This window comes from Gilliamella sp. B3464 (genome assembly GCF_026536145.1).
In the GTDB taxonomy this organism is placed as follows: Bacteria; Pseudomonadota; Gammaproteobacteria; order Enterobacterales; family Orbaceae; genus Gilliamella.
The window spans coordinates 78,902-97,254 of record NZ_JAFNOQ010000005.1 but is presented as its reverse complement, the minus strand read 5'-3'; the positions used below and the strand labels follow the sequence as shown (position 1 = coordinate 97,254).

The window sequence follows — 18,353 nt, the reverse complement described above, 5'->3', positions numbered from 1 at the left end:
TTTGCATAAAAATGCAATCACAAAAATGAGACAAAAAATTAATTATTGGTTTTGTTCGACATTTTTCATTTTTTTAAGATGCTGATCATCAAAGTTAACGATCAGGGGCAATAATAGGAATGACTGGCCCTAAATATTTTGGTTTTTGATTAAGAATATAAAGATCGACAAAAGCACTGACACGAGCAAACATTTCACGAATTCTTACTAATTTCATATTGTCAGGAGAGGGGACTGCAAAACATTGTGCTTGAATGCCTTGTGCTAATGCAATAAAGATTGCTCGCTCACAATGAAACTCTTGAGTAATAATCGTAAAATCATTGGCATCAAAGACTTTATTTGCTCGAACAACCGAATCAAATGTCCTAAAGCCTGCATAATCAAGAACAATAGATTCTTTTGGAATACCAGCTTTAATCAGATCTTTTTGCATTGTAATTGGTTCATTATAACTGAGTAATGCATTGTCACCACTAAGCAGAAGGTAATCCACTTTACCTTGCCAATAAAGGTTTATGGCACCATCTATGCGATTTCGATAAAATCCATTTATGCCGCCGCCTCGTACATATTTAGATGTACCTAGAACGACACCAATAGCTCGATGCGGTAGTTGATTTTCGTCTTGATAAATATAAGGCGCAGTTTTATAACTGATCCAGTAATCAAGACCAAGAATCAACGTTATTATAATAAAGCAAAATCCGATAAAATAAGCCAATAGCTTTTTTAAGTTCATGCTATAACCAATCAAAAATAAAAACCATTATTGGGAATAAAAAAGGTGCTGTCAATGATGTCATAATACCACATAGTACCAAAGATAAAGAACTGTATGCACCTTCGTTATAATCAACTTCGATACAACGAGCAGTACCAACAGCATGTGAAACCGCACCAATTGCAAGACCTCTTGCTGAAGCAGATTTAATTTTTACCATATTTAATAATTGATGACCAAAGATTCCGCCTAAGGTGCCAACTAGAATAACACAAAGTGCAGCAATTGAAGGGACGCCGCCTTGATTGGATGCAATAGTTACAGCAATAGCTGTGGTTACTGATTTCGGTAAAACTGATGCCGCAATTTCATGACTTCCCCCCAACCAAAATACGATGCATACCCCCGTTATCATTGAGGCGATTGATGCAGTGAAGGTGATTAGCATTATTGATTTCCAGCGTGCTTTGATTTGTGGTATCAATTCGTATAAAGGATAAGCCAATGCGACCACTGAATAAGGTAGTAAGTCATTAATTATTTGTACGTTATTTACATATTGAATATAGCTAGTTTTTGTAATGAGTAAAATAGGAATTAAAACAATGACAGAAACCACCAATGGATTAAATAATGGCGATTTAATTTTTATTGAAATTCTGCGAATAATAAGAAATACACAAAGCGTTAAAGGTAACATCCATATCATGATTGCTTATCCCCATTATTTTCTGATACTGTTTTGGCGGCTTTTATTGTTGATTTATTATGTAAATGTTCTGTCAAAAAGGCCGTTAATAATAAGACAATAATTGAGCCACCCACACTACCAAAAATGATTGGGAGCCAGTTGTCTAATAATAACGAGTAATTATCCATAATCCCCATTGCAGCAGGGATGAATAGCAGGGTCATGTAACGCATGAATAAATTACAACTGTTTTTAATCCAACAAGTTGGAATTAATTGAAAAGCTAATAAGAAAAACAGAATTAGTAGTCCAATAATACTGCCTGGAATCATAATTGGTAATATCAGTGAGATGATATTACCTACCCATAAACAAGCGGTTAATACGAGTAATCCTCGACCATAACTAAATAACGTGTAGTATAAAGAGTATATACGGTGTTTGATTGTGGCATGCTTTGCTAAAAAATGTTTCATAACGTTAATACTAATTAATTTTTCTTTGATAATGATGATCACTTCAAAGTTTAGAAATGATATGAATATTTCTTTATATGATACGCCGCTCAAATTTAATTATCCAACTAAATAATGGCAATAATGATAAAGTTGTTTAATTAAATTCAGTTTTTCAGGTTGTTGTATATAGGTTTGAGCAAGTTGTTCTAATGTTAACAGATAATCTTGGACTTTGGTTATATTCAGTTTATGTTGACAATAATCCTGCCAGATTATACGCTCTTGTTCGGTTAGTATTTGAGGATAATTTCTTGCTTTGTAACGAAAGAATAATGTCTTTAATCGTTCATCATCAAAATTCATTGATAAATTTTCAAGTGATTGAATTGGTGTCGTACGAATAGTTTCACACCGTAATTTATCTTGGTTGTTTAAAAATCCTGCATAAATTTGAGCATCAACATCGCTATTAGCGGAGTAATCATCAGTTGAGTTAAATAGCTCTCTCATCTTGTTTTGTAAAGCGTGTTGATGTTTAAATAACTGTTGCTGTTTGATTAAACATTGCGCTACATTAATATTTAACCTTTGTGCATTTTCAGGTAATAAGGTTTTTAATGGTGCAACGATAGGGCATTTGTTTATATGAATCAGTTTTAATGGGATCCGCGATTCATTTAATGCTAAATCTTCGTTTTTGGTGTACAGTTTTTGCCTTATTTGTTCAATTGGTAAATTAATGATTGAATCGATATCACCAGTAAGATCACAGACAATAACCGCATTATTTTGTGTTGGATGCCAAGCTATTGGACTCACGATGGTTATATTGCCTCGATAACTACCTAACATGCCCGATACATGTATTATTGGTGTCATGTTAATGATGTCTATAAGTTGCGCAACGTTATTTTTATGGCGAAGTTTAAAAAAATAATCAAATAATTTAGGCTGCTTTTGTTTAATTAATTTACCGATAGCGATAGTCGCATAAACATCTGACATCGCATCATGCGCGTGTTCATGTTCAATATTGTTGGCTTTTGTTAAGTGCTCTAAACGAAAACTTGGGAAACCCGCATCATTAATAGGCCAATTGATACCATCAGGTCTTAAGGCGTAACAAGCACGCACAACATCAAGAAGATCCCACCTAGAATTGCCATTTTGCCAACTATAGGCATAAGGGTCATAAAAATTTCGATATAAAATATTGCGAGTCACTTCATCATCAAAACGAAGATTGTTATAACCTAAGATGCAGGTATTGGCTTGGCTGAATGCTTGATGAATTAATTTGGTAAACTCTGCTTCACACAGACCTTTCGAATTTGCTTTTTGTGGTGTAATTCCTGTGATTAATACTGCTTCTGGATTTGGTAAATAGTCTTGAGCAATTTGACAATAGATGACTAAAGGTTCCTCAATGATATTAAAATCACTATCTGTTCTAATTCCAGCAAATTGCGCTGGCCTATCCAAAGCAGGATTGATACCAAAAGTTTCATAATCATGAAAGTAAAAAGTAGGAAGTTCGGTGTTGTTTTTCATTTTTATCGTTTTTGCTGCCTTATAGCCGTCAACCAAGTTGCATGATTTTATAGTTGATTATTGATATTCAAAATGACAGCTTAATGGCTAAAAAGTAATGTTACTAGTTAATTAGCTGATTATAACAGAATCTAAGTATTTTCTTGGGGATTATTTCATTGAGAATTATATTTTTTGTGACATTGTAACAAATGGTAAGTGTTTCGGGCTTAAATAAACCAATTATGACATAGCGAAAAAAGTAGGTAAAAATGCATTACCCACTTTTATTAAACTACGATTATTAATTGATTTTGTTTTCTTCAAGAAATGTGGTTAATTGATCTTTCCATAAATCCGCTTTCATGGTTGTACTATGTCCACTAGTTTTATCACTGGCAGGGATTAAAAAATATTTAACATTAGGAATTTTTTTTAATGCGTTTTCCATCACGCCAGTTTTTACAGGGTTTCTTTCATCATCAGCTGAATTGATCACTAATAGATGGGCTTTGATTTTTGTTAAATCGTTCGATGGATCGAAATTTCTTGCTGCATCCCATTGGTATAGAAAATCATTAGTATCCATTGTCACATGTTCATTAAGTTTTTTTGTCAAAATCTGTTCAGTTATTTCGGTATTATATGCTTGGTTTTGCCAGGCGATATCCCCCCCATCGGTTGCAATATTGTAGTAATTATAAACAGTTTGGAACTTTGTCGGCTGTTTATCATAAAAGCCATTATGCCAATCAGGATCGTTTTTAATTGCATTAATGACCATTTTTCGCATTATCCAATTTCGACTAGACATTGCTGCTGGTGTGGATGCTAATGGTACTGCTGCAGTCATAAAATCAGGGTACAGGGTAACCCATTTCCAAGTTTCCATGCCACCCATTGAATTACCAATTATTAGTGTAAGATGTTTTATTCCTAAACCGTTTTTTACAAGTTGATACTGCGCATTTACCATATCAGTATAATCATAATGTGGAAAATCACTTTTTAGACCATCTGAAGGTTTCGATGATTTACCCGTACCAATAGCATCAGGAAGAATAATATAATATTTTTCAGCATCTAAGGGCATACCTTTGTCAAAAAGGGCATGACCAAAACTTTTATTTAACATTGCATTTCCACTTCCCGTTGTACCATGTAAGACTAGCACTGGTTTTCCATTTGGGTTACCAAGAGTTGTATAATGTATTCGTAAATTTTCGACCGTGTTTCCATCATTAAATTTGAAATTAGGTATGTTGTAGTCAGCCTCAAGCTGATTATTAAATTCGAGACAAAAGCTAGAAAATGACGTTGTAACAATCGCAATACTTATCATCAATTTTTTCATCAAAGACATAAAGGTTCCTCCTGTAATATTTTTCCGTTTTGCTGATAAATTGTTTAACAAAGATTAAGGTTCATGGGGAGTGAACACTCGTTATATCTTTGATAATTATTTCATCACCCTTAAATATAACGCTATACAGGAGATAATGCTATGTCTAATTTGATCTTCTAACAGTCTAATAAATAGAGGAAAAATAAACAGAACCCCATTTTTAAGAAATTTATTATGGCTCAAAACATATAATTAGTTGTTTATTTAATGATAGCTAAATAACAGTAAATAATTTATTGTTAGTTTTTGAAAATAGAATGTCGTATTTGAAACGTTTATTTGCTCAATTTTAAACAAAATTGAGCAAATTGACTTAATTCTGAGGTGCGGTTTGGATAATATCTGCAAGTTTTTCGAGTGTTATCCTTAAAAATTTAGGCATGGCTTCTATTTCAATCGAGTCCATAAGATTTTTGACATATAAACCTAGTTCAGTATCGCCTTCAACAATTAATCGACGTTGAAAGAATAATGTATCGGGATCTTGTCGTCGAGTTGCTATCATAATTAGATCGTTTGCATTACCTATAAAACTAACATCAGCAATCTCTTCACGACTAACAACTAATTTATTCTCAATCAGACTTACAAACCAGACTAGTTGTAAATCGGTCACTTCGATTTTGAGCCAACGATTTTCTAAAAAATCAAGATCACCATCCTCAAGTGAATGCTTAAATTGTAATTGTAACAATTGTTCGATAACTTGTTTTTTTAAATTGAAAGGAATACAACGCAACGTTACCCCCAACATTTGAGGGGCTTTGTCGACAAATGTTGAGTGTATTTTTCCTAATAAGTGATGATTGCTTATCATTTATACATCCCCAGAAATCATTTTTTCATAAATATCTAAATCTGTATTTAAATGCTCGAAAACTTCTTCACTCACTTCATTACGAATTTTCATTTGTAATAACGACGTACGCTCTGCACCAATAGCAACTAAACGCATGCGCCTTTCAAGATTTTCGGCTTCAAGTGCTTTTTGCTCTAAGTCCTTCAGCCCCGTTCTACGTCTTAAAGAACCGATAACACGAGAACCGACTTCATTAACAATTTCTTGATCCATGCTGTTTTCGGTTGTTTCTTGTAATAAGTTATTTTGCATTTTTTCTAAACTGACAATGGCTTCTTCGGCCATATGACCTTTTACAGTAAGAATTTCATTATCTTGTTCGGAATTATCTAAAATGACGCTACCTCTTAATAATATCGGTAATATAATCACAGCGGCAATTAATGAAATAAGGATAATGCCTGTTGCTATAAAGACAAGTTGATATCGGCCGCCGATTGTCATTGGAATAGAGAGAACACCGGCAAGGGTTATTGCGCCGCGTACACCTGCAAAAGTTGAAATTAACAAATCTCGGGTTGAATAAGATCGAAATGCAAGAGGGCGTTTGGTACCAAATGGCATTGTTGGCATATGTTTCATTGCCCAAAGCCAAGCGAATCTTGTTCCCATTAAAGCAATGAAGACAAACAGCACAATTAAACATAATTGCCAGACTTCAATGGATGCATCGGTTTGATTCTCAGCAAAAGTATTCGTTAAAATACTTGGTAATTGAATTCCTAATAAAATAAATACAAAACCATTGAACACAAAAGTTAACATTGACCAAGTACTATCTGATTGTAAACGCGCTGTTAAAGGTGCATTTCTCATCATGCCAGATTGATTAACTGTCATGCCGGCGCTAACTGCAGCTAAAATACCTGAACAATGGCATTCTTCGGCAATAATATAAGCAGCAAAAGGAAGTAAGAATAACAGCACAATTTGGATTGCCGGATCATTATGGGTAAGTTTATTTATTTTTCTTAAAATGCGTGCATATAACCAGGTAAATAAAACACCAATAGCTAATCCACCAATGGCAACAACAAAGAATGTCACGCTAATTTGTAATAAATCGAACTGTATCGCGCCTGCGGCGATGGCTATTGCAAAGTTTAATGATACTAAGCCAGATGCATCGTTCATTAAAGCTTCACCTTCAATTATTTCCATTTTTTCTTTTTCGATTCGACCCTTACCGACAATGCCACTTAACGCAACCGCATCGGTTGGTGATAATACGGCAGCCAAAGCCAAACCTGCGGCTAATTGCACATTTGGTAAAATCCAATGTAACAAATAACCCAATGCAATGATGGATATCACCACTAATACTAAGGCCAATCCAACAATTTCTCTGAAATTATAGACGAAATCTTTAACTGATGTTTTTCGACCATCAGCAAAAAGTAAAGGAGGTATAAATAAAACAAGAAATAGTTCTGGATCGAACTTCACATAAACACCAAACGCTGCCAATATACATCCCAACAATATTTGCATAAGTGGTAGTGGAATTTGTATTGGTAACATTTTAACAACGACACCAGAAAGTGATACAATTAATACTATAAGTAAAATTATTGAAAAAAGTTCCATAGCTTGTCTTTTATTTATCCTATAATCCTGTAGTTTTTAGCAATTGATTATATCGGATTTTCAGCTAGATTTCAGGTGAAAATTTCATAAAATTACTTAAATTTTGGTCAGATACCCTTGTGGATAAAAAATTGCGACGCAATTAAAAGGCTTTTTTAATGGAAAATTGGCAAAGAGCATTTATACTTCATACCAGAACTTACAGTGAAAGTAGTCTATTAGCTGATTTATTTGTTGAAAATAAAGGGAAAATAACTATTTTAGCTAAAGGTGCCAGACGTAAAAAATCCGCGTTAAAGGGCATTTTACAACCCTTTACTCCATTAATTGTTCAATATTCTGGTCAAGGTGAAATAAAAACATTACGCCAGGTTGAAGCGGTATCTTTGACACTACCTTTGGTTTCAATTCATTTATATAGCGCTTTTTATTTAAACGAGTTACTCCATCGAGTGCTGGTTGCCGAAACAGAAATGCCTACACTTTTTGATGACTATTTACAAAGCTTACAGCAACTCGCACAGCAAGTTTCTGCTGAAAATGTGTTACGTAGTTTTGAGCTATCTTTATTAGAAAACTTAGGTTATCACGTTGATTTTTTTCATTGCAGTGCAACCGGTGATGATATTGTTGAAACAATGCATTATCAATATCAATCAGAAAAAGGGTTTATTAGTAGTTTACTGCAAAATAGTACTAGTTTTAGTGGTGAACACGTTTTAGCTTTTGGCAAACGTCAGTTTAATAATGAAGATACACTTAAAGCGGCCAAACGTTTTACCAGAATTGCATTGAAACCTTATATAGGTGCAAAACCATTTAAAAGTAGAGAATTATTTTTAAAAATATAACGTCGTAACGTTATTAAAGATAAATATTTTAAATTATAGGTATAATTTTCTTATCAAAATGATTAACTTTATTTAGTTAACCTATTAACTAAAATATCAAGTTGATTGGCGAATTTTTCGCGGTCCTTACTTGAAAAGGGAGCGGGTCCTTTAGTTTGTATTCCACTTGCTCGCATTGTTTCCATAAAATCTCTCATCACTAGCCGCTCTTTAATTGTTTCTAACGTATAAACTTCACCTCTAGGTGTAAGAACAAAAGCGCCTTTATTTAATACATCTGATGCTAAAGGTATATCAGATGTAATGACCAAATCATTTAATTCAACAAGTTCGACAATTTTGTTATCTGCTTTATCAAAACCATGTTCAACAAGCAATCGAGAAATAAAAGGTGAAGGCGGAATATTTAACCATTGATTAGCAACTAAATTAATTTTGATTGATTTACGAATAGCGATTCGATATAAAATTTCTTTAATTGGGTTAGGGCAAGCATCAGCATCAATCCAAATGTTCATAATAGCATTAACAAACCATTCAACTTAAACAACTATCAATCATAAATCGTTTAACCGTTTTAAGATGAAAATTTCGTTAAAAATTTCATGTTAATTATACGATTCAGTATAGTAAAAAATATTCATTATTAATATTCATAAGACCACTATTTCTATTTGAAATCCTTATGATAAGTGGTAGTATACGCGATCTATTATTTTAGATGCAATATTTACACACATGTGCGCTTTCGTGTGGCGCACCACTGTTATAAGGATTTATTATGCCAATTATTACTCTTCCTGACGGAAGTCAACGTCAGTTTGATAAACCGGTTACTGTTTTAGAAGTCGCTCAAAGTATTGGTGCAGGTCTTGCCAAAGCATGTATTGCAGGGCGTGTTAATGGACAGCGTAAAGATGCTTGTGACCTCATTGATCAAGATGCAACATTAGCAATCATTACCGCTAAAGATGAAGATGGACTTGAAATTATTCGCCATTCTTGTGCACATTTATTGGGTCACGCCATTAAACAATTATGGCCGGATACGAAAATGGCTATTGGGCCGACAATTGACAATGGTTTTTATTATGATGTTGATTTAGAACATTCTTTAACACAAGAAGATCTTGATGCGCTTGAAAAACGTATGCATGAATTGGCTAAAAAAGATTATGAAGTTATAAAGGAAGTCGTTAGTTGGGAAAGAGCTAGAGAAGTCTTTTGGGAACGTCATGAACCTTATAAAATCGCTATTTTAGATGAAAACATACCGAAAGATTCAACGCCAGCACTTTATCATCATGAAGAGTATATCGACATGTGTCGTGGTCCGCATGTACCAAATATGCGTTTTTGTCATCATTTTAAATTACAAAAAGTTGCGGGTGCTTATTGGCGCGGCAATAGTGATAATAAAATGTTACAACGTATTTATGGGACAGCTTGGGCTGACAAAAAGCAATTAGATAGTTATCTACAATTTTTAGAAGAAGCGGCCAAACGCGATCATCGTAAAATCGGTAAACAACTTGACCTTTATCATATGCAAGAAGAAGCCCCTGGCATGGTGTTTTGGCATAATGATGGCTGGATTATTTTCCGTGAGCTTGAAGTGTTTGTTCGTACCAAACTTAAAGAATATGACTACCAAGAAGTAAAAGGTCCATTTATGATGGATCGAGTGTTATGGGAAAAAACTGGTCACTGGGGTAACTATAAAGAGTTAATGTTTGTGACTTCATCTGAAAATCGTGAATATTGTATTAAACCAATGAACTGTCCTGGGCATGTGCAAATTTTTAACCAAGGTTTGAAATCTTATCGTGATTTACCTTTGCGCATGGCAGAGTTTGGTAGTTGTCATCGTAATGAACCTTCTGGTTCTTTGCATGGGTTGATGCGTGTACGTGGTTTTACTCAAGATGATGCGCATATTTTCTGTACTGAAAACCAAATTCGAGGTGAAGTAAACAGCTGTATTAAAATGGTTTATGACACTTACAGCACTTTTGGCTTTACTGATATTACGGTCAAATTATCAACACGTCCTGAAAAACGTATTGGTAAAGATGAAACTTGGGATTTAGCTGAAAAAGATTTAGCTGATTGCTTAACCGAAAATGGTATTGAATTTGAATATTTACCAGGTGAAGGAGCATTTTATGGTCCTAAAATCGAATTTACGTTACATGACTGTTTAGGTCGAGCATGGCAGTGTGGTACAGTTCAACTTGACTTTATGTTACCTGAACGTTTAGATGCAACTTATGTTGGCGAAGATAATGAACGCCACACACCGGTTATGATTCATAGGGCTATTTTAGGTTCTATGGAGCGTTTTATGGGTATCTTAACCGAAAACTGTGCAGGATTTTTCCCAACATGGCTTGCACCACTACAAGTTGCTGTCATCAATATTACCGATAATCAAGCTGAATATGCAAAACAATTAACCGAGCAACTACAAAAAGTTGGCATTAGAGCAAAAGCAGACTTGAGAAATGAGAAAATAGGGTTTAAAATCCGCGAGCATACTCTAAAACGTGTTCCTTATATGTTTGTCTGTGGAGACAAAGAAATGGAATCAGGAACAATTTCAGTTCGAACTCGTCAAGGTAAAGATCTTGGTAGCTTTGAAGTGAAACATGTTATAGAATTGTTGCTTAACGAAATTCATAGTCGTTCATTAGAACAGATGAATTAATGATAAATTAATTTGGAGGAATGAGATATTAAAGTCAGTAAACGAATTCAGTCAACACGCGCGCATAAAATCAATGATGAAATTACTGCTCGCGAGGTGAGGTTAACCGGCGTCGATGGTGAACAGCTCGGTATAGTTAGCTTAGATGAAGCTTTAAAGCAAGCCGAAGAAGCAACTCTAGATTTAGTTGAAATAAGCCCTAATGCAGAGCCACCTGTTTGTCGAATTATGGATTATGGCAAGTTCCTCTATGAAAAGAGTAAAGCAACAAAAGAACAGAAGAAGAAGCAAAAGGTTGTTCAGGTTAAGGAAATTAAATTCCGACCTGGTACAGACGAAGGCGACTATCAGGTAAAACTCCGCAGCCTGATGCGCTTTCTAGAAGATGGCGATAAAGCTAAAGTAACGCTACGTTTTCGTGGTCGAGAAATGGCTCACCAACAGTTAGGCACTGAAATGCTTGATCGCATTAAAGAAGACTTAGCTGATTTGGCAATCATCGAATCTTATCCAACTAAGATCGAAGGTCGTCAAATGATTATGGTGCTTGCGCCGAAGAAGAAATAATGGTTCATCAAGTTAATTTTTAATTTTGTTAAACGTTACACCATTATTTTGTGTTATTAACAATGCGAAGTAGGAATTAATAAAATGCCTAAAATTAAAACTGTAAAAGGCGCAGCAAAGCGCTTTAAAAAAACAGCTTCTGGTGGCTTTAAGCATAAGCAAGCTAACAAAAGTCATATCTTAACTAAAAAATCAACTAAACGTAAACGTCATTTACGTGGTTTGACAACAGTGTCAAAAGGTGATTTAGGTTTAGTTGTAGCGTGTGTTCCATACGCTTAATTTTGGTTAACTATTTAGAGGATATGATTTATGGCTCGTGTTAAACGTGGTGTTATTGCTCGTGCACGTCACAAGAAAATTTTAAAACAAGCAAAAGGTTATTATGGAGCTCGTTCACGTGTTTATCGTGTTGCTTTCCAAGCAGTAATCAAAGCTGGACAATATGCTTATCGTGACCGTCGTCAACGTAAACGTCAATTCCGTCAATTATGGATTGTGCGTATCAATGCGGCAGCTCGTCAATGTGGTCTTTCTTATAGCCGTTTCATTAATGGTTTAAAGAAAGCATCAATTGAAATCGATCGTAAGATCCTTGCAGATATTGCTGTATTTGATAAAAATGCATTCGCTGCATTAGTTGAAAAAGCAAAAGCTGCATTATAATAACTTTATAAGAGCCGAGTTATCTCGGCTTTTATTATTTTAAATATAAATGATTTATTTTAAAAAAGTGGATTAATGATGAATTTAGTTATTTTTCGTTTGTTTTTTAGCTTCAATAGCAATATTGGTTCGTGAGGCAAGGAAAAAACGAAAAATAATTATAAAGCCTCAAAAGAGGCTTTTTTTATATAATGAACAATAAGCAGGAGAACTGTATGTCTCAATTAGTTGAACTGGTGAATAATGCCAAATCCGCTATTGAAGGTGCTAATGACATTAATGCGATCGAACAGATACGTGTAGAATATTTTGGTAAAAAAGGTTACTTTACCATGCAAATGGCTTCTTTACGTGATGTTCCTGCCGATGAACGTCCCGCGGTCGGTCAAAAAATCAATGATGCTAAGCAAATAGTCGTTGAATTATTAAATCAAAAACGTCAACTTTTAGAGCGCCAGGCTCTTGATGCAAAATTAGCCAACGAAACCATCGATATCTCATTACCGGGTAAAACGCTTGAATTAGGGGGATTACATCCCGTCACCAAAACAATAAATCGTTTAGTTGAATTTTTTGGTGAGCTGGGCTTTGTTGTTGAAACAGGACCCGAAATTGAAGATGATTATCATAACTTTGATGCACTTAATATCCCTTCTCATCATCCTGCTCGAGCAGATCATGATACCTTTTGGTTTGATGCAAATCGTTTATTAAGAACACAAACATCCACTGTTCAAATTAGAACAATGGAAACACAAAAACCACCTATTCGAATCATTGCTCCAGGTCGAACTTATCGCAATGACTATGATCAAACTCACACGCCAATGTTCCATCAAATGGAAGGTTTATTGATTGATAAAGATATTAGCTTTACTCATTTGAAAGGGCTATTGCATGATTTTCTTCACTGCTTTTTTGAAGATGATATGGAAATTCGTTTTCGACCTGGCTACTTTCCATTTACTGAACCTTCAGCCGAAGTTGATATCAAAGCGAAAAACGGTAAATGGCTTGAAGTTCTAGGTTGTGGTATGGTCCACCCAAATGTGTTGCGTAATGTCGGTATCGATCCTGATGTCTATAATGGGTTTGCTTTTGGTATGGGAATCGAAAGATTAACCATGTTACGTTACGGTGTCACCGATTTACGCTCATTTTTTGAAAATGATTTACGTTTCTTAAAGCAATTTAATTAATTCTGGAGATCAAAACATGAAATTTAGTGAAAGTTGGCTACGTGAATGGATCAATCCAGAAATAAGTAGCGATACACTAGCCGATCAATTAACTATGGCTGGATTAGAAGTTGATGATATCGAAAAAGTTGCTGGTGATTTTACAGGTGTCGTTGTTGGAAAAGTGGTAGAATGCAAACAGCATCCTAATGCCGATAAACTACGCGTGACAAAAGTCGATATTGGTAAATCTGAATTATTAGACATTGTCTGCGGCGCACCTAATTGCCGTCAAGGTTTAATGGTTGCTTGTGCAACTGTTGGGGCTGTTTTACCAGGAGATTTCAAAATCAAATCAGCAAAACTCCGAGGTGAACCTTCAGAAGGAATGCTGTGCTCTTATTCTGAATTAGGTATTGCTGATGATCATAATGGTATTATTGAGTTACCTGAAGATGCTCCTTTAGGACAAGATATTCGAGAATATTTAAATCTTAACGATGTTATGATTGATATTAGTGTTACACCTAATCGAGCTGATTGTTTTGGTATTGTTGGCGTTGCTCGTGATATTTCAGCGGTTAACAATATACCAATGAAGGAGCTTAAAGTAGCAAACGTACCAGCGTCAATTTCCGATACCGTCTCAATTCAAATAGATGTTCCAAAGGCAGCCCCTCGCTACCTAGGAAGAGTAATCAAAAACATCAATATCGAAGCAGCTACGCCATTATGGATGAAAGAAAAGTTGCGTCGTGGTGGAATTCGTTCAGTTGATGCCATTGTAGATATTACTAATTATGTATTACTCGAACTTGGTCATCCAATGCATGCGTTTGATTTAGCTCAAATCGAAAAAGGGATTGTTGTTCGTTATGCACATCAAGATGAAAAACTCACATTATTAAATGGTAATGAAGTCAAATTAAATGATAATACGCTTGTCATTGCTGATCAGCAAAAAGTACTCGCGATGGCCGGTATTATGGGCGGTGAAAAATCAAGTGTTACAACGTCAACCAAAGATATTTTTCTAGAATCAGCATTCTTTGCTCCATTAGCTATTACCGGTAAAGCACGTGAATATGGTTTGCATACTGAGGCTTCTCATCGTTATGAACGCGGAGTCGATCCTGCTTTACAAAATGTTGCAATCGAAAGAGCAACTCAATTAATTATTGAAATTTGTGGTGGTGAGGTAGGTCCGGTTGTTAATATTACCAACGAAGAACACTTGCCAAAACAAGCGACCATTCAATTACATCGTTCAAAAATAGATCGCATTATCGGTTATCAAATTGAAACGCAAAAAATAATTGATATTCTTGAAAGATTAGGATGTAACGTCTCATTCAAAAATGAGATTTGGACCGTTGAAGCACCGAGTTGGCGATTTGACTTACAAATAGAAGAAGATTTAGTTGAAGAAGTAGCCCGTATTTATGGCTATAACAATATTCCTAATGCGAATATGAAAATTGAATTAGTTATGAAGCCGAAGCCAGAAAGCCACATAGCGTTAAAACGAATTAAAGATTTATTGGTTGATCGTGGTTATCAAGAAGCCGTTACATATAGCTTTGTTGATCCAAAAATTCAAAGTCTTCTTCATTCTGAGCAAACTGCAATAACGCTGCCAAACCCAATTTCAAGTGAAATGTCTGTAATGCGCTTATCGCTTTGGTCTGGATTATTAGATGCAGTGTTGTACAATCAAAACCGTCAACAATCACGTATTCGTCTTTTTGAAACTGGTTTACGTTTTGTTCCAGATCAAAGTTGTGAATTTGGCGTTCGTCAAGAACTCATGTTATCAGGCGTTGTCACCGGTAACTTATATGAAGAACATTGGGCATTGCCTAAACGAAATATCGATTTTTATGACTTAAAAGGGGATATAGAATCTATTTTGGCACTATTAGGCTGTAGCGAAACTGTTGAATTTAAAAAAGCAGACATCAATGCATTACACCCAGGGCAAAGTGCGGCCATATATTTGAACAATGAAATTATTGGCTATTTTGGCGTATTGCATCCAGAAATCGAAAAAAAATTATCTTTAAATAGTAAATCGCTTGTTTTTGAAATAAATTTAGCTAAAATTAGCGATAAGAAGGTACCTGTTGCTCAAGACCTATCGAAGTATCCGTCAAATAAACGAGATATAGCTATTGTCGTCTCAAATACAATTCCAGCAGCAGATATTATAGCTGAGTGTAAACGTGCTGGCGGAGAGCAACTTATTAAAGTCAATTTGTTTGATGTTTATCAAGGTGATAACATTAAACAAGATCAAAAAAGCCTTGCTATCAGTTTGATTTTACAAGACAAATCACGTACACTTGAAGAAGAAGATATAACAAACATTGTAAGCAAATGTATTACAGCCTTACAAATTCGTTTTAAAGCCCTATTAAGAGAATAATAACTATGACATTAACTAAAGCTGATATTGCAGATCGTCTTGCCGAAAAATTTAATATAGATCGCCAAGAAGCTAAAGTCCTTGTTGAACTTTTTTTTGAAGAGATTCGAGTGGCTTTAGAAAAAGGGGAACCAGTTAAATTATCCGGTTTTGGTAATTTTGCTATACGAGATAAAAATTCACGCCCAGGTCGTAATCCAAAAACAGGGGAAAGTGTAGACATTTCAGCTCGTCGAGTTGTCACATTTAGACCAGGGATAAAATTTAGAGAACGAATTGAAAAAAATTTAGTTATCAATCGCTAAATTAATTTCTTATATCCATTGATCACATAGCCTTTCTTCAGTTGAAAAGCGGAAAGGCTATTTTCTTTTTTAATAAAGTAGTTGTTTTATTTTTCCAAATAAAGCATAATAACGCCTCTTCTATGGAGGCTCTATGGGTCCTCTTGCAACGTTTTTTTGCTCATCAGGTCAGGTCCGGAAGGAAGCAGCCAAAGTAAAAAGTATGTGTGTGGGATGCGGCTGATAGGGTCTCCTCCAAACTAGTTCATAATAAAATATAATAGTAAATAGGTCTTGAATCTTAATAAAATAAGAGCCTAGAATAGATAATATCGATGAATAAGGAAGTTTACTTTGAAAGCACCATATCTTCTTCCATTAACTATAGCAATGATTTTAAATGGTTGTTCTGTTTTACCTCATTCAGGACCTAGTTTTTCTGCAATTAAGAATATTGATAAGCAGAATGGAAATTTAGATAAGATTTATAGTCAAGTTAAAATTGTTAATCTAAATAATTTATCTCAAAATCCTAAAACAAATTTTCCAATTAATAATCCAAAATTCATCAACGAACCAAATGATAAATCAAGAAAAATTGATAATATTGGAAAAGGGGATGCCTTAAAAATTTCAGTTATTGAGACACCGCCTGCAATTTTATTTACAGGAACCGGTGATACAAGTGCTCCAAAAACTGGACTGACCGAATTGCCTGTTGTTATTGTTGACTCTCAAGGTTATATTTCCTTGCCGTTTGTAGGTGATATAAAAGCTATTAATCGAAATCCTTCACAAGTACAAAAAGAAATAGTTGAAAAATTATCTGGTATTGCTAATAGACCACAGGTGATTGTAACAGTTTTAGAAAAAAGATCATCAAGTGTTACAGTGATTGGCGATCAATTTAGTGGGAAAATGCCCATCACAGCTAAGGGAGAGCGATTACTAGATGCTGTTACTATGCTAGGTAACAATATGTACGATATTCGAGATACTTTAATACAAATAACTAGAAACAATAAAATCGATCAAATACCGTTAAGTCTAGTCTTATCTAATCCTAAATTTAATATTCATCTTCAGCAAGATGATGTGATTACTCTAATTAATAAACCTAGTTCATTTATTTCAATGGGGGCAACTGGGGCAACTAAAGAGGTACGCTTTGAAGCTATTGGTATTAATTTGTCTCAAGCTTTAGCTCGTATCGGTGGTTTACGTGATTCGCAAGCAAATGCCAAAGGAGTATTTGTTTTTAGGTATCAAGATACAATCAATACTAGTAAGAATCAAGAACGGGTCCCAACAGTTTACCAAATTGATTTAAGTGATCCTAATTCATTATTTATTATGAATAATTTTCAAATTCAGAATAATGATATTGTTTATGTTGCATCTGCTCCAATAATCGAACTACAAAAATTCTTATATGCGATTTTTTCACCAGGGGTAGGGGTAGTTAATCAGATCAATCAAATTAGCGATTAGTATTTTTAATCTACCTGCGAAAACATATGAGTTCTACTATTGTTAAAGCTAAAAAGTATTGGTTAAAACATTTAATTGTTACATTGCCAACTTTATTATCAATTATTTATTTTGGTTTAATAGCCGAGAGTATTTATACATCGGAAGCTACGTATATCATACGCTCTTCAGATACTCAATCTTCATTAGGTGGTTTAGGTAGTTTTTTTTCAAAAGTTGGAATTTCACGTTCTAATGATGATTCTTATGTAGTAATCTCATACATCAAATCCAGAGATGCATTATCTTCAATTGAAAAAGTTTTGCCTGTGCAAGATTGGTATACAAAAAAAGGGGATGTAATATCTCGTTTTAATGGATTTGATTTCGCATTCTATAATAAAAAAGAGTACTTTTATCAATATATGAGTAATATGATTAATGTTAATTTTGATACTTCTACAGGTATTGCTACAATTAGTGTTAATGCTTTTGATGCTAAAGATGCTTCTGAGATTAATGAACAATTGTTGAGAAAAGCTGAAGGTTTTGTAAACCAAATAAATTTACGAGCAAAACAAGATCTTATCACTGCATCTTTGGCTGAATTGAAAAATGCTGAATTATTGATGAAAAAAGAGGCTCAAGCATTATCTGAATTTCAGAAAAACAAAAATAAGGATGCTAATTTAGCAGAATATCAACAAATTCTAATCAATAATACTGTAGCCAAACAACAATTCGAAGCTGCAACATTGTCATTACGAAATGCGCAAGTTGAAATAACAAAAAAACAACTTTATCTTGAACGAATCGAGCAACCGAGTCTTTCTGATGTTTCCTTTAAACCTGCTCGTATCTATAATATTTTATCAACATTTATTATTAGTTTAATGATTTATGGTATTGTTAACCTATTTGTAGCGGCTATAAAAGAGCATAAAGATTGAT

At 34.4% G+C, this 18,353-nt stretch carries 18 protein-coding genes, 1 other RNA gene and 1 other annotated feature; of the genes, 11 read left to right on the top strand and 8 right to left on the bottom strand.

Going from position 1 to position 18,353, the window contains the following annotated elements:
- Nucleotides 1-94 precede the first annotated feature (94 nt).
- The 7 genes from J3U57_RS07265 to J3U57_RS07235 form a co-directional block, all read right to left on the bottom strand.
- Nucleotides 95-742 carry an ElyC/SanA/YdcF family protein gene (locus tag J3U57_RS07265; protein ID WP_267344110.1) on the bottom strand — a complete coding sequence of 216 codons (648 nt, stop codon included), beginning with the start codon at nt 740-742 and terminating at the stop codon, nt 95-97.
- Between the two features lies 1 nt (nt 743).
- A complete protein-coding gene (locus J3U57_RS07260; RefSeq protein ID WP_267332845.1) occupies nt 744-1,433 on the bottom strand; it encodes a CidB/LrgB family autolysis modulator in 690 nt (229 codons plus the stop codon).
- Entirely contained in the window at nt 1,430-1,891 is a 462-nt protein-coding gene (locus J3U57_RS07255; protein ID WP_267332844.1) for a CidA/LrgA family protein, read from the bottom strand. The genes J3U57_RS07260 and J3U57_RS07255 overlap by 4 nt, the downstream gene beginning before the upstream one ends.
- 99 nt (nt 1,892-1,990) lie before the next feature.
- Nucleotides 1,991-3,424 (bottom strand): exodeoxyribonuclease I, encoded by a 1,434-nt coding sequence (gene sbcB / locus J3U57_RS07250; protein ID WP_267344111.1) that lies wholly within the window; start codon nt 3,422-3,424, stop codon nt 1,991-1,993.
- A 283-nt stretch (nt 3,425-3,707) separates the two neighbouring features.
- Nucleotides 3,708-4,766, bottom strand: coding sequence for an alpha/beta fold hydrolase (locus J3U57_RS07245; RefSeq protein ID WP_267344112.1), 1,059 nt, complete (start codon nt 4,764-4,766; stop codon nt 3,708-3,710).
- A gap of 355 nt (nt 4,767-5,121) precedes the next feature.
- Entirely contained in the window at nt 5,122-5,625 is a 504-nt protein-coding gene (gene ubiT, locus J3U57_RS07240; RefSeq protein ID WP_267332841.1) for a ubiquinone anaerobic biosynthesis accessory factor UbiT, read from the bottom strand.
- On the bottom strand, nt 5,626-7,254 hold the full coding sequence (locus tag J3U57_RS07235; RefSeq protein ID WP_267332840.1) for a Na+/H+ antiporter: 1,629 nt from the start codon (nt 7,252-7,254) through the stop codon (nt 5,626-5,628).
- A gap of 158 nt (nt 7,255-7,412) precedes the next feature.
- Here J3U57_RS07235 and recO point away from each other — a divergent pair, with 158 nt between their 5' ends.
- On the top strand, nt 7,413-8,105 hold the full coding sequence (gene recO / locus J3U57_RS07230) for a DNA repair protein RecO (RefSeq protein ID WP_267332839.1): 693 nt from the start codon (nt 7,413-7,415) through the stop codon (nt 8,103-8,105).
- A 68-nt stretch (nt 8,106-8,173) separates the two neighbouring features.
- Here recO and J3U57_RS07225 read toward each other — a convergent pair whose 3' ends face one another.
- Nucleotides 8,174-8,623, bottom strand: a complete 450-nt coding sequence (locus J3U57_RS07225) for a YaiI/YqxD family protein (RefSeq protein WP_267332838.1) — start codon at nt 8,621-8,623, stop codon at nt 8,174-8,176.
- A 263-nt stretch (nt 8,624-8,886) separates the two neighbouring features.
- Between J3U57_RS07225 and thrS the strand changes: the two genes are divergently transcribed.
- The 10 genes from thrS to J3U57_RS07175 all read left to right on the top strand — a co-directional run bounded on the left by thrS (nt 8,887) and on the right by J3U57_RS07175 (nt 18,352).
- On the top strand, nt 8,887-10,812 hold the full coding sequence (gene thrS / locus J3U57_RS07220) for a threonine--tRNA ligase (RefSeq protein ID WP_267332837.1): 1,926 nt from the start codon (nt 8,887-8,889) through the stop codon (nt 10,810-10,812).
- 27 nt (nt 10,813-10,839) lie between these two features.
- Complete coding sequence (gene infC / locus J3U57_RS07215; RefSeq protein WP_065633609.1) at nt 10,840-11,379, top strand: translation initiation factor IF-3; 540 nt, start codon at nt 10,840-10,842, stop codon at nt 11,377-11,379.
- 84 nt (nt 11,380-11,463) lie between these two features.
- On the top strand, nt 11,464-11,661 hold the full coding sequence (gene rpmI, locus J3U57_RS07210) for a 50S ribosomal protein L35 (protein WP_065557738.1): 198 nt from the start codon (nt 11,464-11,466) through the stop codon (nt 11,659-11,661).
- 30 nt (nt 11,662-11,691) lie between these two features.
- On the top strand, nt 11,692-12,045 hold the full coding sequence (rplT, locus tag J3U57_RS07205; protein WP_024496189.1) for a 50S ribosomal protein L20: 354 nt from the start codon (nt 11,692-11,694) through the stop codon (nt 12,043-12,045).
- A 74-nt stretch (nt 12,046-12,119) separates the two neighbouring features.
- Nucleotides 12,120-12,233 (top strand) — a sequence feature (Phe leader region).
- Nucleotides 12,234-12,260: 27 nt separating this feature from the next.
- A complete protein-coding gene (pheS, locus tag J3U57_RS07200) occupies nt 12,261-13,244 on the top strand; it encodes a phenylalanine--tRNA ligase subunit alpha (protein ID WP_065633608.1) in 984 nt (327 codons plus the stop codon).
- Between the two features lie 16 nt (nt 13,245-13,260).
- A complete protein-coding gene (pheT, locus tag J3U57_RS07195; protein WP_267344113.1) occupies nt 13,261-15,648 on the top strand; it encodes a phenylalanine--tRNA ligase subunit beta in 2,388 nt (795 codons plus the stop codon).
- A 5-nt stretch (nt 15,649-15,653) separates the two neighbouring features.
- Complete coding sequence (locus J3U57_RS07190) at nt 15,654-15,953, top strand: integration host factor subunit alpha (RefSeq protein WP_267332835.1); 300 nt, start codon at nt 15,654-15,656, stop codon at nt 15,951-15,953.
- A 132-nt stretch (nt 15,954-16,085) separates the two neighbouring features.
- Nucleotides 16,086-16,181: signal recognition particle sRNA small type (gene ffs / locus J3U57_RS07185), an RNA gene on the top strand.
- Nucleotides 16,182-16,286: 105 nt separating this feature from the next.
- On the top strand, nt 16,287-17,423 hold the full coding sequence (locus J3U57_RS07180) for a polysaccharide biosynthesis/export family protein (RefSeq protein ID WP_267344114.1): 1,137 nt from the start codon (nt 16,287-16,289) through the stop codon (nt 17,421-17,423).
- Between the two features lie 26 nt (nt 17,424-17,449).
- Nucleotides 17,450-18,352 (top strand): hypothetical protein, encoded by a 903-nt coding sequence (locus J3U57_RS07175; protein WP_267344115.1) that lies wholly within the window; start codon nt 17,450-17,452, stop codon nt 18,350-18,352.
- Nucleotide 18,353 lies beyond the last annotated feature (1 nt).

Coding starts and splice junctions, on each gene's coding strand:
- J3U57_RS07235 (WP_267332840.1), bottom strand. CDS start 7,254: ATGGAACTTTTTTCAATAATTTTACTTATAGTATTAATTGTATCACTT.
- J3U57_RS07255 (WP_267332844.1), bottom strand. CDS start 1,891: ATGAAACATTTTTTAGCAAAGCATGCCACAATCAAACACCGTATATAC.
- ubiT (WP_267332841.1), bottom strand. CDS start 5,625: ATGATAAGCAATCATCACTTATTAGGAAAAATACACTCAACATTTGTC.
- rplT (WP_024496189.1), top strand. CDS start 11,692: ATGGCTCGTGTTAAACGTGGTGTTATTGCTCGTGCACGTCACAAGAAA.
- J3U57_RS07245 (WP_267344112.1), bottom strand. CDS start 4,766: ATGTCTTTGATGAAAAAATTGATGATAAGTATTGCGATTGTTACAACG.
- J3U57_RS07265 (WP_267344110.1), bottom strand. CDS start 742: ATGAACTTAAAAAAGCTATTGGCTTATTTTATCGGATTTTGCTTTATT.
- recO (WP_267332839.1), top strand. CDS start 7,413: ATGGAAAATTGGCAAAGAGCATTTATACTTCATACCAGAACTTACAGT.
- pheS (WP_065633608.1), top strand. CDS start 12,261: ATGTCTCAATTAGTTGAACTGGTGAATAATGCCAAATCCGCTATTGAA.
- pheT (WP_267344113.1), top strand. CDS start 13,261: ATGAAATTTAGTGAAAGTTGGCTACGTGAATGGATCAATCCAGAAATA.
- J3U57_RS07175 (WP_267344115.1), top strand. CDS start 17,450: ATGAGTTCTACTATTGTTAAAGCTAAAAAGTATTGGTTAAAACATTTA.
- thrS (WP_267332837.1), top strand. CDS start 8,887: ATGCCAATTATTACTCTTCCTGACGGAAGTCAACGTCAGTTTGATAAA.
- sbcB (WP_267344111.1), bottom strand. CDS start 3,424: ATGAAAAACAACACCGAACTTCCTACTTTTTACTTTCATGATTATGAA.
- J3U57_RS07225 (WP_267332838.1), bottom strand. CDS start 8,623: ATGAACATTTGGATTGATGCTGATGCTTGCCCTAACCCAATTAAAGAA.
- rpmI (WP_065557738.1), top strand. CDS start 11,464: ATGCCTAAAATTAAAACTGTAAAAGGCGCAGCAAAGCGCTTTAAAAAA.
- J3U57_RS07190 (WP_267332835.1), top strand. CDS start 15,654: ATGACATTAACTAAAGCTGATATTGCAGATCGTCTTGCCGAAAAATTT.
- J3U57_RS07260 (WP_267332845.1), bottom strand. CDS start 1,433: ATGATATGGATGTTACCTTTAACGCTTTGTGTATTTCTTATTATTCGC.